This is a genomic window from Romboutsia sp. 1001713B170131_170501_G6 (assembly GCF_015668195.1).
Classification (GTDB): Bacteria; Bacillota; Clostridia; order Peptostreptococcales; family Peptostreptococcaceae; genus Romboutsia_C.
In genome coordinates this window covers 40,713-57,676 of sequence record NZ_JADPFC010000010.1, presented here as the reverse complement: position 1 = coordinate 57,676, position 16,964 = coordinate 40,713, and the positions used below count along the sequence as shown (strand labels likewise).

18 protein-coding genes are annotated in these 16,964 nt (G+C 27.7%); 13 read left to right on the top strand and 5 right to left on the bottom strand.

Features of this window, described 5'->3' with window-relative positions:
- The 3 genes from I4U89_RS14090 to I4U89_RS14080 form a co-directional block, all read left to right on the top strand.
- The coding region (locus tag I4U89_RS14090; protein WP_195940914.1) for a methionine adenosyltransferase domain-containing protein at positions 1-147 on the top strand (147 nt) is incomplete at its 5' end.
- Positions 148-328: 181 nt separating this feature from the next.
- A complete protein-coding gene (locus I4U89_RS14085; RefSeq protein ID WP_195940913.1) occupies positions 329-1,426 on the top strand; it encodes a YkvI family membrane protein in 1,098 nt (365 codons plus the stop codon).
- A 45-nt stretch (positions 1,427-1,471) separates the two neighbouring features.
- The gene (locus I4U89_RS14080; RefSeq protein WP_195940912.1) at positions 1,472-2,338 is read left to right on the top strand and encodes a hypothetical protein; all 867 of its coding nucleotides are present in this window, start codon (positions 1,472-1,474) and stop codon (positions 2,336-2,338) included.
- A 171-nt stretch (positions 2,339-2,509) separates the two neighbouring features.
- On the opposite strand, the gene I4U89_RS14075 is transcribed toward I4U89_RS14080, so the two are convergent.
- Positions 2,510-2,830 (bottom strand): hypothetical protein, encoded by a 321-nt coding sequence (locus I4U89_RS14075; protein ID WP_195940911.1) that lies wholly within the window; start codon positions 2,828-2,830, stop codon positions 2,510-2,512.
- Positions 2,831-3,037: 207 nt separating this feature from the next.
- On the opposite strand from I4U89_RS14075, the gene I4U89_RS14070 reads away from it, so the two are divergent.
- Positions 3,038-4,222 (top strand): M20 metallopeptidase family protein, encoded by a 1,185-nt coding sequence (locus I4U89_RS14070; protein WP_195940910.1) that lies wholly within the window; start codon positions 3,038-3,040, stop codon positions 4,220-4,222.
- Between the two features lie 315 nt (positions 4,223-4,537).
- The gene (locus I4U89_RS14065; RefSeq protein WP_195940909.1) at positions 4,538-5,566 is read left to right on the top strand and encodes a BMP family lipoprotein; all 1,029 of its coding nucleotides are present in this window, start codon (positions 4,538-4,540) and stop codon (positions 5,564-5,566) included.
- Between the two features lie 73 nt (positions 5,567-5,639).
- Here I4U89_RS14065 and feoB read toward each other — a convergent pair whose 3' ends face one another.
- A complete protein-coding gene (feoB, locus tag I4U89_RS14060; RefSeq protein ID WP_195940908.1) occupies positions 5,640-7,766 on the bottom strand; it encodes a ferrous iron transport protein B in 2,127 nt (708 codons plus the stop codon).
- 47 nt (positions 7,767-7,813) lie between these two features.
- A complete protein-coding gene (locus tag I4U89_RS14055; RefSeq protein ID WP_195940907.1) occupies positions 7,814-8,041 on the bottom strand; it encodes a FeoA family protein in 228 nt (75 codons plus the stop codon).
- A gap of 145 nt (positions 8,042-8,186) precedes the next feature.
- Between I4U89_RS14055 and I4U89_RS14050 the strand changes: the two genes are divergently transcribed.
- Together I4U89_RS14050 and I4U89_RS14045 are read left to right on the top strand one after the other, a co-directional pair.
- Complete coding sequence (locus I4U89_RS14050) at positions 8,187-8,654, top strand: metal-dependent transcriptional regulator (protein WP_195940906.1); 468 nt, start codon at positions 8,187-8,189, stop codon at positions 8,652-8,654.
- A 110-nt stretch (positions 8,655-8,764) separates the two neighbouring features.
- Positions 8,765-10,426: a ribonuclease J gene (locus I4U89_RS14045; RefSeq protein ID WP_195940905.1), complete on the top strand. Its 1,662-nt coding sequence runs from the start codon at positions 8,765-8,767 to the stop codon at positions 10,424-10,426.
- Between the two features lie 91 nt (positions 10,427-10,517).
- Here I4U89_RS14045 and I4U89_RS15890 read toward each other — a convergent pair whose 3' ends face one another.
- Entirely contained in the window at positions 10,518-10,646 is a 129-nt protein-coding gene (locus I4U89_RS15890) for a hypothetical protein (RefSeq protein WP_279311331.1), read from the bottom strand.
- A gap of 58 nt (positions 10,647-10,704) precedes the next feature.
- On the opposite strand from I4U89_RS15890, the gene I4U89_RS14040 reads away from it, so the two are divergent.
- The 6 genes from I4U89_RS14040 (at position 10,705) to I4U89_RS14015 (ending at position 16,219) form a co-directional block, all read left to right on the top strand.
- On the top strand, positions 10,705-10,857 hold the full coding sequence (locus tag I4U89_RS14040; protein WP_195940904.1) for a hypothetical protein: 153 nt from the start codon (positions 10,705-10,707) through the stop codon (positions 10,855-10,857).
- A gap of 254 nt (positions 10,858-11,111) precedes the next feature.
- The gene (locus I4U89_RS14035) at positions 11,112-11,291 is read left to right on the top strand and encodes a hypothetical protein (protein ID WP_195940919.1); all 180 of its coding nucleotides are present in this window, start codon (positions 11,112-11,114) and stop codon (positions 11,289-11,291) included.
- 324 nt (positions 11,292-11,615) lie between these two features.
- Positions 11,616-13,124 carry a DUF1846 domain-containing protein gene (locus tag I4U89_RS14030; protein ID WP_195940903.1) on the top strand — a complete coding sequence of 503 codons (1,509 nt, stop codon included), beginning with the start codon at positions 11,616-11,618 and terminating at the stop codon, positions 13,122-13,124.
- A gap of 280 nt (positions 13,125-13,404) precedes the next feature.
- Positions 13,405-14,517, top strand: coding sequence for a DNA polymerase IV (gene dinB / locus I4U89_RS14025; protein ID WP_195940902.1), 1,113 nt, complete (start codon positions 13,405-13,407; stop codon positions 14,515-14,517).
- Between the two features lie 118 nt (positions 14,518-14,635).
- Positions 14,636-15,517 carry a cation diffusion facilitator family transporter gene (locus I4U89_RS14020; RefSeq protein WP_195940901.1) on the top strand — a complete coding sequence of 294 codons (882 nt, stop codon included), beginning with the start codon at positions 14,636-14,638 and terminating at the stop codon, positions 15,515-15,517.
- A 33-nt stretch (positions 15,518-15,550) separates the two neighbouring features.
- The gene (locus tag I4U89_RS14015; RefSeq protein WP_195940900.1) at positions 15,551-16,219 is read left to right on the top strand and encodes a copper homeostasis protein CutC; all 669 of its coding nucleotides are present in this window, start codon (positions 15,551-15,553) and stop codon (positions 16,217-16,219) included.
- 59 nt (positions 16,220-16,278) lie between these two features.
- Here I4U89_RS14015 and I4U89_RS14010 read toward each other — a convergent pair whose 3' ends face one another.
- On the bottom strand, positions 16,279-16,917 hold the full coding sequence (locus I4U89_RS14010) for a Crp/Fnr family transcriptional regulator (RefSeq protein WP_243279220.1): 639 nt from the start codon (positions 16,915-16,917) through the stop codon (positions 16,279-16,281).
- Between the last annotated feature and the right edge of the window lie 47 nt (positions 16,918-16,964).

Genomic DNA, 16,964 nt, shown 5'->3' with positions numbered 1-16,964 from the left:
GGAGCAATAATAAGAGATTTAGATTTAAGAAAACCTATATACAAGCAAGTAGCAGCTTATGGTCACTTTGGTAGAACAGATATAGATTTACCATGGGAAAGAACTGATAAGGCAGAGCTATTAAGAAAAGAAGCATTAGAACGATAATAAATAAAGAGGTAATCTTTTAAAAGATTACCTCTTTATTTATTATAAATTGAAATAGCTTTAGCATAAAAATAGGATTTAAGATATTAATCTTAATATTATTTAGACAAGTAGTTAATATTTATATAGTAAACAAGCATATATATGTAATGAGATTTAATATCTATAAGGAGGAATTACTATGGGAAGTAAAAGTAGTATTAGTGAGATCATTAAATTTGCAGGAACATATATATCTGTATGTATAGGGTCGGGATTTGCTACTGGACAAGAAATAATGCAATTTTTTTCAGCACATGGCATAGTTAGTATATTGTCAAACTTAATATGTATGGGTTTACTAGCATATTGTGGATCTAGTTTATTAGAAATAGGGAAAACTCAAAAACTAAGAAGTAGCAATGATATATTTACATATTTATGTGGAAACTATATAGGTGGATTTTTTAAATTATTTATGCCTATATTTTTCTTTTGTAGCTTTATGGTTATGATATCAGGGGCAGGTGCGTCTATAAATCAATACTATGGGATAGATAAACAAATAGGTTCCATAATAATAGGGGTACTAGCATTAATATCTGTACTTATGGGAATGAATAAGGTTATAGATATCTTGGGTAATATAGGGCCAATTATAGCTATAATGTCAGTGGGAGTTGGTGTAGTAACTATTGCAAGAAATTATGAATCCCTTTATGCTGTTAATCAAATATTAACCACAATAGATGTTACTAAGCCAGTAGATAACTGGTTAACTACAAGCATAATATACACAGGACTAAACTTAATAATAGCCACACCTTTTTTAGTTGGAGTAGGCTCTACAGCAAAAAAGAAAAGTAGTTGCATATGGGGAGGAATTATTGGTGGAGTATTATTTATGGCAGCTGCTATAGCTCTTAATTTAGGAATAATGTCTGATATAGAAAATATATACATAACTGAAATACCTACTTTATACATGGCTGATAAAATCGGACCAATCGTAGGGGCTATGTTCTCATTGATGTTAATAGCAGGAATATATACAACTGCAGTTCCATTATTATGGACTGTATGCACAAGCTATTTTAAGGAAAAGAGTAGTAAGTTTACAGGTATAGCAATATTTTGTACTATATTAGGTATAATCGGAGGAAGGTTACCTTTTGCAACACTAGTAAAACTTATATATCCACTATCAGGTATGTTTGGAGTTATAATACTAATATCTATATTTGTAAATAAGATAAAAAATACTATATGTGGTATTAATATTAAAGCTAAAGGTTTATAATATTTGATATAATAAATACATAATTAAAATACTAAGGAGAAAAATATGACAAAAAAGTTAGAAATAGATTATGCATTTGGATATGTTTATGACAAAAGTAAATTAGTAGTAATGTATCCAGTGGGAAGTAATGTAATAGATGAAAAAGAATATGAGATGGAAGTTGAAGTTGCTTTCTTAGAAGATGGAATAGAGGCTGCATTTGAAGAAAGTGATATAAAAGAAGCAAATGATACTATAAAACCATTAGAAATGTTTTTAATGAAACCGAGTAAAATAATACCATTTGTAACAAGTATAAAAAACTATGAAAATAAAGAAGAAAATGAAAAATTATTAAAAGAATTTGATGAAGAATATAAAGTAAAGGAAAGTTACATAAATAAAGGATATGAGATAAGAGATGTATATTATGTGTTTGAGAACGTAGTAAAATATATACCTCAAGAAAATTTAGATACTTTAAACATATTAAAAATAGAAAAAGAAAAGTTTAATATGGACAAATTTATAGAAACTACTAGAAATAATTTAGATGAAGCTATAAATAGTGAATTAATACCTGTTAATATGGAAAAAAGTAATCTAACAAATAGATTATTCCTTAAAACATCAAAAGATACAAGTGCTAAATATGTAGTATTTGGAACAGATATAAGTACGTATTCAGAAGGGATACTTTGTGCAAATAAAGAAATAATAAAAGATATGGATGTAGATATGGGAGATCTTGAAATATCAAATACAAAAGATGTTGGATACCTTATAGAAGAAGCTGATGGATACCTAACATTTAAAATATCAAATTATAATAGTCAAACACCTAACGGAAACCAATTAGCACAAATAGTAGATTATAGCGGTGTATTCAAGAAAATGATGATTGATTTTATAGGTCAATTTATAAAATAAATAAATGGCGACATGAAGTGTAGCGCCCACGCAGTGGCTTGATCGAAGCGAATTTTTTATATAAATAAAAATAGAAAAAGTATCTATATTTATAGGTACTTTTTCTATTTCTAATAAAAAATTAAACATTTAAAAAAAATAAAGTAAGTTAAATACTAATTATTCTAAAATTTACCTATTATCGTGTATTAATAATAAATAAGCTCCACCAGCTAATTTACTATTACAATCTATTCTTCCAACTAAATCATTTCCTTTAGATATATAGCCATCAGAGTCAACTTTACCAATAGGTGAATTATTTATATGGTGAGAATGAATAGTACCGTCTTTTTCTACTCTCCCAATTGGATTATCACTAAGATCATACATAACATTATCACAAACTTTACCAATAGGGCAGTCATGATATAAATGATTATGAACAATGTTATTAGCATCTAATCTTGCAACAGGTCTAGCATTATAAGGAAATTTAACCATTTCAAACATACTTATCACACCTTTCAAAATAATTGTAAAGATTTAGAAAATTAATACAATAATACAATTCTATATTTATTAACTTACACCTTTTAAATAAAACAAAAATACATAATACATGAATTTAGATATAAACAACAATATATAAAATATATTTCTTAAAAAGGTTTTTGATACATATATTTTTATATAAATTACTTTTATAAAGGAGATTATATGTATACTGAATATATCAAAAAAAGGGTAAAAGATATAGAGCCTTGGTTAATAGAGGTGAGGAGAGAATTTCACAAGTATCCAGAATTATCATTAAATGAATATAATACTAAAAATAGAATATTAAATTACTTAAAAGAAATGAATATAGAGTATACAGAATTTGAAAAACACAACGGAGTTATGGCTTACATTATAAAACCAGAAAATAAGATAACTATAGGAATTAGAGCTGACATGGATGCGTTACCAATAAATGAAGAAAATGAAATTACTTATAAGTCAAAAAATAAAGGTGTGATGCATGCTTGTGGGCATGATGCTCATATAGCTATGCTACTTGGAGCGTGTAAGATTTTAAATGATATGAAAGATGAGTTATATGTAAATGTAAAATTTCTATTTCAACCAGCAGAGGAGACTGTAGGAGGGGCAAAATTTTTAGTAGAAGATGGATGTATGAAAAATCCAGATGTAGACTATATGTTTGGATTACATGTGATGCCATATCTAGAGACTGGATACATAGAGACTAAATATAATATATTAAATGCAAGTGCTGATAGTTTAAAAATCATTATAAAAGGTAAAAAATCTCATGGGGCATATCCAGAGTCTGGTAAAGATGCTATAGTAGTAGCGTCTAATATTATTTTATCACTACAAAGCATAGTAAGTAGAAATATATCACCATTAGATAGCGTAGTTTTGACGATAGGTAAAATTAGAGGAGGAGAAGCTCAAAATATTATATGTGAAGAGGTTTCAATGAATGGAACACTAAGGACAATAAATAAAAATACAAGAAAAGAAATGATCAAAAGAATAGAAAATATAGTATTGGATATATGTAGAGCATTTGATTGTGAAGGAGAAGTACTATGGGAAAGGGATGGGTATCCCCCTGTAGTAAATGATAACTATTTAGTAGACATAGTAGTTAAAAATACAGAAAAATTATTTGGAAAAGATAGATTTATACTAAAGGAGAAGCCATCTTTAGGAGGAGAAGATTTTTCTTATTATTTAGAAGAATGTAAAGGTGCTTTTTATCATATCGGTTGTAGGCATAGTAAACAAGATATTACTCAGCTTCATACTTCTACATTTAATATAGATGAAGAATGCTTAGTAGTAGGAACTCTAATGCATATATTAAATGTTTTACATTTTAATAGTAATTAATTAGTTACAAAATCAAATTCTGTATATATAGAAAAATCAAAACATTAAATTTAAATTAAATTATTGTTTTATATATTGACAACTATGTATAAAAATGTAATAATAAATAAAAAATGAAAATAAAATAATACTAAATCAGCTTTAAAATAGTCCAGAGAGGCTAAAAAGATATGTAATGTTTACACTAGTAGTATAGAAATGACTATCCTTTTATCGTGCTGATAAAAGGATTTTTTATTATATGGAATTATAAAATTTTTATCTTTGGACTATTTAAAAAGGCGGGGTTTATAAATAAAATTAGGAGGGTTTATCATGACATTTAAAAAGTTAGTATCATTAGCAACTGTAACTGCATTATCAGCATCATTATTAGTAGGATGTTCAAGCGGAGAAAGTGAAAAGAAAGAGGATGGTAAACTAAAGATAGCTATGGTAACAGATGTAGCAGGAGTAAATGACCAATCATTTAACCAATCTGCATGGGAAGGTCTAGAAAAAGCTAAAAAAGATTTAGGAGTAGATGTTACATACTTAGAATCAAAGCAAGACTCAGATTATGCAAGTAATATAGAAACTTTAGTAGATCAAGATACAGATTTAATACTAGGAGTAGGTATGAAATTAGCACCAGCTATAGAAGAAGCATCGAAAATGTATCCAGACCAAAAATTTGCTTTAATAGATGAAACATATCCAGAAGTACCTAAAAATATAGAAGCAGTACAATTTAACTCAGAACAATCTGCATATTTAGCAGGGATAGTTGCTGGTAAAATGACTAAAACTAATAACGTAGGATTTATAGGTGGTATGGAGTTACCAGTTATAGAAGCATTCCAATATGGATATATGGCAGGTGTAAAAGCTGCAAATCCAGAAGCTAAAATACAAGTTCAATATGCAAACTCATTTACAGACCAAGCAAAAGGTAAGGCTATAGCTAAGCAAATGTACTCTCAAGGTGCTGATATAATATTCACTGCAGGTGGGGATGTTGGTACTGGAGCTATAGAAGCTGCTAAAGAAGAAGGTAAATATGCTATAGGCGTTGATAGAGATCAAAGTTCCCTAGCACCTAAAAATGTATTAACTTCAGCTATAAAAAGAGTTGACGTTGGTGTATATGATGTAGTTGAGAAATTAAAAGAAGGTAAGTTTGAAGGTGGAACAACAACAGTATATGGATTAAAAGAAGGTGCTGTTGGATTACCTGAAAGTACTAAAAACTTAGTACCACAAGATGTAATGGACTATGTAAACCAACAAATTGAAAAGTTTGAAAAAGGTGAATTAAAAGCACCTAAAAATGAAAAAGAATATAATGAAATGGTAAATCAATAAAATGATTTTTAATCTACTATAACTATAAAAAAAGAGCTATCTTATGAGATAGCTCTTTTTTGTATTTAATATATTAAGCTAAGCCTAATATATTAAATAAACAAGTTGTCATAAAGCAAACTGTAAATGCTATTACAGTAGGTAATAAAAATCCTATTAAAGTCCATTTAGTACTACCAGTTTCTTTTTTTATAGTAATTAAGGTAGTAGCACAAGGCCAATGAAGTAAGCTAAATAACATAACATTAAGTGCTGTTAGATAAGTCCACCCATTATCTCTCAAAACTGTTCCTAAAGCTGAAAGTTCATCTAATTCAATCATTGAACCTGTAGCCAAATAAGACATTAATAAGACTGGTATAACTATTTCATTTGCAGGTAAGCCAAGTATAAAGGCCAAAAGAATAAATCCATCAAGACCTATAAATTTAGCTATTGGGTCAAGAAAATTTGCTACATGAACAAGTATACTCATGTCTCCTATATAAATATTAGCAAATATCCATGTTACAATACCAGCAGGTATAGCAACTATAACTGCTCTGTATAAGACAAATAAAGTTCTATCCATTATGGATGTATACAAAACTCTTCCTACTTGAGGAGTCCTATATGGTGGAAGTTCTAGTGTAAAAGTAGAAGGAACTCCTTTTAATAGTGTCTTTGACAAACCATAAGAAACTAATAGTGTTATTAATACACCAAACACTACTATTAAAGCAATGCAAAGAGCAGTTACTATACTTGTATAAGTAGAACTTGCAATGGCTGAAGAGAAAAATATTGTAGCTACAGCAATCAAAGTTGGAAATCTACCATTACAAGGAACGAAGTTATTCGTAAGTATTGCAATTAGTCTTTCTCTTGGAGAATCAATTATTCTACAACCTATAACACCAGCAGCATTACAACCAAATCCCATACACATAGTGAGACATTGCTTACCATGACAACATGCCTTTTTAAATAAATGGTCTAAGTTAAATGCAACTCTAGGAAGATATCCAAAATCTTCAAGTAAAGTAAATAATGGAAAAAATATTGCCATAGGTGGTAACATGACAGAAACAACCCAAGCCAAGGTTCTATACATACCAAAAGTAAGCATTTCATTTAACCAAACAGGTAGATGTATAGTTTCTAAAAAATTATAAATATGTGGTTCTATACTAAAAAGTGCATTGGATATCATCTGGGAAGGGTAGTTTGCACCTTGTATAGTTAACCAAAGTATAAAAGCAAGACACAATAGCATTAAAGGAATTCCAAATACTTTAGATGTAATAATCTTATCTATTTTATCATCCCTCTTATACTTTATATCACTTTTTATATTTATAGATAAATTATATAGTTCAGAAGCATATTCATAATTAGTTTTACTTATACTATCTCTTATTAATTTTTTATCTATATTTAGGGGAAGTTTTGATTTAATTAAATCAATTGCCTTGTTACAGTTACCATCTACATAGTCATTCATAGATTTATAAATACTATTATCTCCATCAATAAGCCTTAAAGCAAGCCATCTAGACTTTATAAAAGGAACATATTCTTTTAAGTCTTTTTCTATGGTACTTACATAACTCTCAATTTCTTTATTATATTTTATTATTTTATTATTATAATCGTATTTGTTTAATACTACTTTATCTAAAGTATATAAAAGTTCATCAATTCCTTTTTTATTTCTAGCTGATGTTAAAACTACAGGTATTCCTAGGTATTTTTCTATTTTATCTTTATCAATAAAAATACCTTTTTTCTTAGCTTCATCAATTAGGTTTATGCAAAGTATAACTTTATCAGTTAACTCCATAATTTGAAAAACCAAATTGAAATTTCTTTCTAAAGACGTAGCATCAGCAACAACAATAACTGCGTCTGGATTTCCAAAACAAGCAAAATCCCTAGCTACCATTTCTTCTTGAGATGCAGCAAATAGAGAATAAGTACCTGGTAAATCTACTAAAGCATACTCTCTATCATTGTATTTAAAATCCCCACGAGCGGTACAAACTGTTTTACCAGGCCAATTACCAGTATGTTGCTTTAATCCAGTTAAAGCATTAAAAACTGTACTTTTACCAGTGTTAGGGTTACCAGCTAAAGCAACAACATATTGGTTGGGCTTTCTTTCAATATCAAACATGTCTTTTAAAGATTTTACCTTTGTAGAGTCATGAGTTAAACCCATAATAAATCCCCCTTTATAAAACTAAAAATTAAATATAAAGCTAAAATTTAAATTCTAGAAACAATAATGTTATCTCCTTCTTCTTTCCTAAGAGCTATTTTTGCTCCCCTTATATCGTATACTGTTAGATTATTTTTAGGTCCCTTTCTTATAACATGAACTAATGCACCATCTGTAAGACCTAAAGCAAGCATTCTTTCTCTTATATATCCATCAGTTAAAAGTTGTTTAACTATAACTGTAGAGTTTATATCTATATCACTAAGTTTACTCATAATGCACCTCCATAAAATTCAAACTTAGTCTAAGCTAACTTTCACATTAAATACTATGAAAAAATTATAAGAAATGTTACATAAAAGTACTATGAAAAATATAAAGATAATATATTTAATATAAGACACATAGGAGGTTAAAACAATGAATAATGAGTATTACACGTTTAATGAATATATAAAAAATAATAAACTTAGTCCTAGTGAAGAAGATTATATTGAGATGATATATAGATTATATCTAGAAAATAAGACAATTAAAGTTGCTGAAGTTGCATTAGCTCTAAATGTAAAAATACCATCAGCAAGTAAGATGGTAAAAAGGCTGAGTGACAAAAATTTATTAGAACATGAAAGATATGGATGTATATATTTAAGTTGTGAAGGTAAAAGAATAGGAAAAAAATTATTAAAAAGACATGACACTATAGAATCATTTTTAAAAATTATAGGTGTTAAAAATAATCTTCATGAAGAAACTGAAAAAATTGAACATACTATTAGGGAAGAAACATTAGAAAAAATAAGCTTATTAGTAGGTTTTTTAGGTGAAAATAAATCTATATTGAAAGAGTTTAAAGATTATATATTAGACAGAGATGATGCATTTTAATAAAAATAACTAATAATTAAATATATATTGTTAAAAATAACTTATAGAATGATTGAATATAAAATATTAAATTTAACATAAATTGAACAAAAGAAAAGGAGATATACCTTATGAATAAGGATAGCATAAAAGTTATTCCACTTGGAGGTCTTGGAGAAATAGGAAAAAATATAACTGCCATAGAATACAACGATGAAATAATCATTATTGATTGTGGGATATCTTTTCCGGATGAAGATATGTATGGAGTAGATTTAGTTATACCAGACATACGATATCTATTAGAGAAAAAAGATAAAGTAAAGGGAATGTTTTTAACACATGGACATGAAGATCATATAGGTGCTATACCATATATACTAAAGCAATTAAATATACCTGTATATGGAACTAAGCTTACTATAGGGTTAGTGGCAAACAAATTAAAAGAACATGATATGTTAAATCATGTAGATTTAAACTCTGTAAAAACTGGTCAAAGTATAAAGTTAGAAAATATAAAAATAGAATTTATTGGAGTGACTCATAGTATAGCTGATGCTTGTGGATTAGCCATACACACACCTTTAGGTATAATACTTCATACAGGAGACTTTAAGATAGATTATACTCCTATAGATGGACGAATGACAGATTTAAATAGAATAGCTACACTGGGCAAAAAAGGTGTATTACTTTTAATGGCAGATAGTACAAATGTTGAAAGGAGTGGGCATTCTATATCTGAAAAAACTATAGGAGAAACATTAAATAGAATTTTTACAAATGCTAAAGGAAGAATAATTGTAGCTACATTTGCTTCTAATATCCATAGGATGCAGCAGATAGTAAATGCATCTATAATACAAAATCGCAAAGTAGCATTTAGCGGAAGAAGTATGGAAAATATATCTCAAGTAGCTATGGAATTAGGGTACTTACATATACCTAAAGAATATATAGTAGATATAGATGATATAAGTAAGTATCCAAATAATGAAATAACTATAATAACAACAGGAAGTCAGGGAGAACCAATGGCGGGCCTTTCTAGGATAGCTTATGGATCACATAGAAAAATACTTATAGAACCAGATGACTTTTTTATAATATCTGCATCACCTATACCTGGTAATGATAAATTAGTTTCTAGGGTTATAAACCAATTATTTAAAAAAGGCGTAGATGTTATATATGAGGATTTAGAAGAAATCCATGTATCAGGACATGCTTATCAAGAAGAGTTAAAGCTTATTCACAGCTTAGCCAAACCTAAGTACTTTATGCCAGTACATGGAGAATATAGACATTTAAAACATCACAAAGACTTGGCTATAAAGCTAGGAATGAAGCCTCAAAATGTATTTACTTTAGAAACTGGACAAGTATTAGAAATAACTAGTGAAGAGGTAAATACAAATAAAAGAGTTTATACAGGTGTTATATTTGTAGATGGATTAGGAGTTGGTGATGTAGGAAATATTGTACTTAGAGATAGAAGAGATTTAGCTAAAGATGGAATGGTAACTATTGTAGTTGCTATAAATAGAGATAGTTATAGTATAGTAGCAGGGCCAGACGTAATAACTAGAGGATTTATATACGCCAGAGAAGCAGAAGATTTGATAAATAAAATAAAGGAAGTATCAAAAGAAGAGATAGAAAAATGCCTAGAACAAGAAATATTGGAGTGGCAAATACTAAAAACAAATATTAAAAGAGCCATAGAGCAATTGCTATACCATAAAACTAAAAGGAGACCTAGTGTTTTCCCTATAATAATGGAAGTATAGCATATAAAAAGATATTAAATTAGATAATATAAAAAATTAAAAGCCTTCTGCTAGTTTAAAATAAACAATCAGAAGGCTTTTTAAACTTTTACTATTTATTAGAATTAGAAAGTGCTTTTGAGTATAATTCTAAAGATTTAGTATAGTCGAGTTCACCTAAAGTCCTATTATAGTAGTTATCAGAATCTATTGGTATTTTATCTTTAATATCATCTAACATAGGTATAAAAGATACCTTTGAAAATACTATAAAAAGCTTAAATTATGTAGTTATTATAATGACAATATCATCAGGAGTTTTAGCCTTTGTGATTATTTATAACCTGACAGATGTAAATATTTCAGAAATAATAAGAAAAATAACTACGATAAAAGTTTTAGGATTTTATGATAATGAAGTAAGTGTTTATATAGAGGGAAGGGATATTTAATAGATACAACAGTAGGTCTATTTGAAGGAAAAAATTGCATTTACACTTACAATAGTATTAGGATTAATTATAAATATATCTATGTATCATAAGCTAAAAAATGTAAAAATGGTGGAATCTCTTAAATCTGTCGATTAATGATGTAAATTGCAAATATAAAATTATGTCAAAAATAAATCTTCTTACATAATATATCTTAAGAGTAGAAAAACTCTAGAATATAAATGACAACAGGAGGTAAATATATGAGCAATATGTTAGATAGATTCTTTGGAGGCTGTGATGGTGGATTTGGAGCATGGTGGATAATAGTACTATTTTTCTTGTTCCTAGCATTTGGAGATGTATGGTGTGAAATAGATATATGTTCATGGATACCATTTTTAATATTATTATTAATAATATGTGGACAAGAAGGATTCTTTGGTTGTTAAATTAAACTAAATATAATTAAATTAAAAGCTAAGAGTAAAATCTTAGCTTTTTAAATTATTTCAAAATAAAACTTAAAAAAATAAGCATTTTTGCTGATTTGCTTGTATATTTTAATATATTTGTAAATACTTAATATATATAAATATATATATTAAAAATACGAAAAATAATCTTGAAATATTCAAAAGTTGAATGTATAATATAACCTTAAAGTGAAAATAAGAGAAAAAATATTACATTTTTAAACAAATTTCACTAATACGAATAAAAATATATATAAAAATACGGTTATCAAAAATTAAATAATTTAGTGAGGTGCAAAGATGAAGATAGGATTCGATCACAAGAAATATCTAGAAGAACAATCAAAGTATATCTTAGAAAGAGTTAATAATTTTGACAAACTTTACTTAGAATTTGGTGGTAAACTAATAGGAGATTTACATGCTAAAAGAGTACTACCAGGTTTTGATGAAAATGCCAAAATAAAAGTACTTCAACACATAAAAGAAAAAGTAGAAGTTGTAATATGTGTTTATGCAGGAGATATAGAAAGAAATAAGATAAGAGGAGACTTCGGTATAACTTATGATATGGAAGTTCTAAGACTTATCGATGATTTAAGAAGTTACGAATTAGATGTAAACAGTGTTGTTATAACAAGATATGAAGGACAACCTGCTACAACAGTATTCATAAATAAATTAGAGCGTAGAGGAATAAAAGTATACAAGCATGCTCCAACAAAAGGTTACCCAACAGATGTTGATACAATAGTAAGTGATGAAGGATATGGAGCAAATCCATACATAGAAACTACTAAGCCTATAGTTGTTGTTACAGCTCCAGGTCCAAACAGTGGTAAACTTGGTACTTGTTTAAGTCAGTTATACCATGAAAATAAAAGAGGAAATGCTGTTGGATATTCAAAATTTGAAACATTCCCAGTATGGAATGTACCTTTAAAGCATCCTTTAAATATAGCTTATGAAGCAGCTACAGTAGATTTAAAAGATGTAAATATGATAGATTCATTCCATCTTGAAAAATACGGTGAAATGTCTGTTAACTACAACAGAGACTTAGAATTATTCCCAGTTCTTAAAAAAATAATAGAAAAAATAACTGGAAAAGAATCTATATATCAATCACCAACAGATATGGGTGTTAATAGAGTTGGATTTGGTATAGTAGACGATGAAGTTGTACAAGAAGCATCTAGACAAGAAATAATAAGAAGATACTTCAAAACTGCTTGTGAATATAAGAAAGGACAAGTAGATAAAGGTGCTTTTGAAAGAATGCAAGTTATAATGCAAGGTCTTAACTTAAAGCCAGAAGATAGAACAGTTGTTATGCCAGCAAGAGAGTACAGCAACAAATTAAAAGAGGTTGCGGATAAAAACGATATGTGTCCAGTTGTTGCAATAGAATTAAATGATGGGGTAATACTTACAGGTAAAGGTTCAGAATTAATGGATGCAACCGCAGCAGCAACATTAAATGCTATAAAACATTTAGCAAATATAGATGATGAATTACATTTAATATCACCAGCTATACTTGAGCCAATTGTAAACTTAAAAACTAAAACTTTAGGAAGTAGAAATCCAGAATTAAGTTGTGAAGAAGTTTTAACTGCACTTAGTATATGTGCTGTTACAAACCCAACAGCACAAGTAGTACTTGATAAATTACCTTTACTAAAAGGCGCTCAAGCACATTCAACAACAATATTAAGTAAAAGTGATGAGCAAACATTTAGAGAACTTGGAATAGATGTAACATCTGATCCAGAGTATCCATCACAAAATCTTTATTACGCAAATTAAAAAATTGACATAAAAAATTAGACCATATTACAAATAGTAGTATGGTCTTTTTGTATACAATTACAAAATAAAAATAAATATAAAAATACGGTCATCAAGAACTAAAATAACTTAGTTCCTTGGAATAACTATTTTAAAGGTTTTTTCAAAAATTTGCAAGTTATTTTTTAAAAAACTTTAAATAATATATAAAAAGTACAATTGAGGCAAATAAAATATAAAAATATACTAAAATTAATGTAAGATAGATATATAAGTCAATATTTAAAAGGTGATTAAATTGGTAGAAAATAGAAAAATAATTCATATAGATATGGATGCCTTTTATGCATCTATAGAGCAAAGAGATAATCCAAGCTTAAGAGGAAAACCTGTTATAGTTGGAGGTCGTCCAGAAAGTAGAGGAGTTGTAGCTACTTGTTCATATGAAGCTAGAAAGTATGGGATTCACTCAGCTATGCCATCAAAAACTGCATATAAGAGGTGCCCATATGCACATTTTATAAGACCTAGGTTTGAAGAATATCATAAAGTATCACAAAAAATAAGAAATATATTTTATAGATACACAGATTTAGTAGAGCCTTTATCTTTAGATGAGGCATACTTAGATGTTACTAAAAATAAAAAAGGAATAAAATATGCAACACAAATAGCTAAAATGATAAAGGAAGATATTCTAAGAGAAGTTGGATTAACTTCTTCTGCAGGGGTATCTTACAATAAATTTTTGGCTAAGTTAGCATCAGACTACAAAAAACCTAATGGATTAACGGTAATAACACCAGAAAATAAACAAGAATTTTTAGATAAGCTTCCAATAAATAAATTTTTTGGAGTTGGCAAGGTAACCGCAAAAACATTAAATAATTTAGGAATAAAAAATGGCTATGATTTAAGGCAATTAGATATTAGTGAATTAGAATCAATATTTAAAAATAGAGGTTATGTATTTTATCAATTTGCAAGGGGGATTGATTATAGAGAAGTTAAACCACATAGAGAAAGAAAATCAGTTGGTTCAGAAACTACTTTAAGAAATAATTTAAGTATAGATGATGAGGAAGTTTTAGAGATACTCTCACAAATATGTGAAGATGTATCACATAGACTATTATATTCTAATAATTTAGGAAAAACTATAACTTTAAAAATAAAGTATGATGATTTTAGTCAAATAACAAGAAGTTTAAGTTTAAGAAATCCAATATATAAAAAAGAAGATATTAGAACCAATGTATATGAACTATTAAAAAATGTAGATACTAAAAATAAACAGATAAGATTACTAGGAGTAACAGTATCGAATTTAGTAGATTCTAAAAAAGAATGCACAAATGTAACTATATTTGAATATATAAATAATATGAATAACAATACTAATTTAAATTAAAATCCATGAAAAGCATAGATGCGCTTTTCATGGATTTTTTAGTTTAATAGTAAATGATAGTTATTACCAGATTTTAAGAGATTTCATATAATTTTATTTATTACTAAAAGGAGGTACTATGAATAGTAATCTAAGAGAAGTAAAAAAAATATTATGGATAATTTTATTTGCAAATTTAATGGTAGCTTTGTTGAAGATAATAATAGGTGGTTTTATTAAAAGTGCTAGTATGATGGCTGATGGATTTCACTCCTTATCAGATGGAGCATCAAATGCAGTAGGAATAGTAGGCATAAGTATAGCTATAAAACCTAAAGATAAAGAGCATCCTTATGGACATAGGAAGTTTGAAATACTTGCAAGTATGTTTATAGGAACTATGTTAACGCTAGTAGGAATAAATATAATTGTAGAGTCTATAGATAGATTTAAAAATATCATAGAGCCGTCAATTACAATTGAAAGTCTATTTATATTAATTTTCACATTATTTATAAATTTATTGGTGAGTAAATATGAGTATAAAATAGGAAAAAAATTAAATAGTCATATCCTAATAGCAGACTCAATGCATACAAAAAGTGACGTGCTTGTATCGATAGGAGTTTTAATAACTTTATTTGGTATAAACATGGGTCTTCCTCCAATTATTGACCCGATAGTATCAGTAGTAGTAGCTTTATTTATACTTCATTCCGCATATGAAATACTAATATCGTCTATAGGCGTATTAGTAGATAAAGCTATTATAGATGAAAAAGTTATAAATGATATTGTAATTAGATTTGATGAAGTTAAAGATGTGCATAAAATTAGAAGTAGAGGAAGTCAAAATGATATTTATATTGATATGCATGTGTTAGTAAATCCAGATTTAAGCACAGAAGAAGCACATATTTTAGGTCATAATATAGAAGATGCCATAAGAAAAGAAATAAATGAAAATTGCCAAGTTATAGTTCATACAGAACCTTATTATAATAGTAGAATTAATGTATAATAGTTATAAATTATACTTATAAAGGGAGAGAATATGTTAGAGATAATAGGAATGTCAGTTGAAGATGCTAAAACTATAGAAGCTTGTGGAGGAGATAGAATAGAACTTATTAGTGCACTAACAGAAGGAGGTTTAACTCCGAGCTTTGCTACTATAGAAAAGGTAGTAAATAGCGTGAATATACCTGTTAACGTTATGATAAGAAATCATGCAAATGGTTTTGTATATAGTGAGTATGATATAGAAATAATGGAAAAAGATATAGATATAGCTAAAAGTTTAGGTGTAAATGGAGTAGTATTGGGGCTTTTAGATAAAGAAAATAATATAAATGAAGTAAATCTACAAAGATTGCTTAAAAAATGTAAAGGAATTGATGTAACTTTCCATAAGGCCATAGATTTTACAAATGTGATTAAAAGTACTGAGATATTAAATAAATATAATATAACAAATATATTAACAGCAGGTGGTACTAAACATATAGATGATAATATAGAAAAAATAAAGTCTATGATAGAAGGATCAAAAGGTATAAATATACTACTAGGTGGGGGACTCAACTTTGAAAATATAAACAAAATAAAAGAATTAACAAAGGCTACAGATTACCATTTTGGGACAGCTGTAAGAATTGACAATAGCCCTTTTAGTAGAATAGATGAAAATAAATTAAAAGAATTAATTAAAATAATAAAATAGATAATAAAATATAAAAGAGCAAAGAAGACATAATTTTTAAGTCTTACTTTGCTCATTTTTTACTCCATTAATAACTCTTCTAAAGCTTCTATATCTAATATTTTAATTGTATCTTTTGAATAATCTATAAGTCCATCAGATTTCATTTTCATAAGCTCTCTAGATAAAGAGGGTCTAGGGATACCAAGCATTTCAGAAAGCTTTTGTTTTGTTATGCCAAGCTTTATAAATTTACTTTTCTGGATAGTATGTTGTGTAACTAGGTAGTTGCTTAGTTTTTGACGTATACTTGAAAAAGATAAATTTTTTATAGAATTATTAAGTTGTATAATCTTATTACTTAAGTCATTTAAAAACATATCTAAAAAATCTGGATTTTTAGTACAAAAGATTATAAATGAAGTTTTATGTATAAACATTACTTCACAATTACTAGATGCCATTATAGTAGCAGGATACGCATTAGTATCTGAGAAAGCTATAATTTCTCCAAAAAAATTACCTTCAGATAAGGAAGACATATGTATAACATTATTACTAGTTAATATACGTTTTACATCAATGCTACCTTGTAAGATTAAACCTACTTTGTCGCAAGGAGAACCTTCAATAGCTATAATATCATTTTTATTATATTTAGATATAGTATAAGTTGAATTTTTAAAAAAATGTAATGCTTCCTCTTTAGTTTTAAACAAAAAATCACCTACTTTTATAATTTTTTTATTAGTGTAACATATGTTAC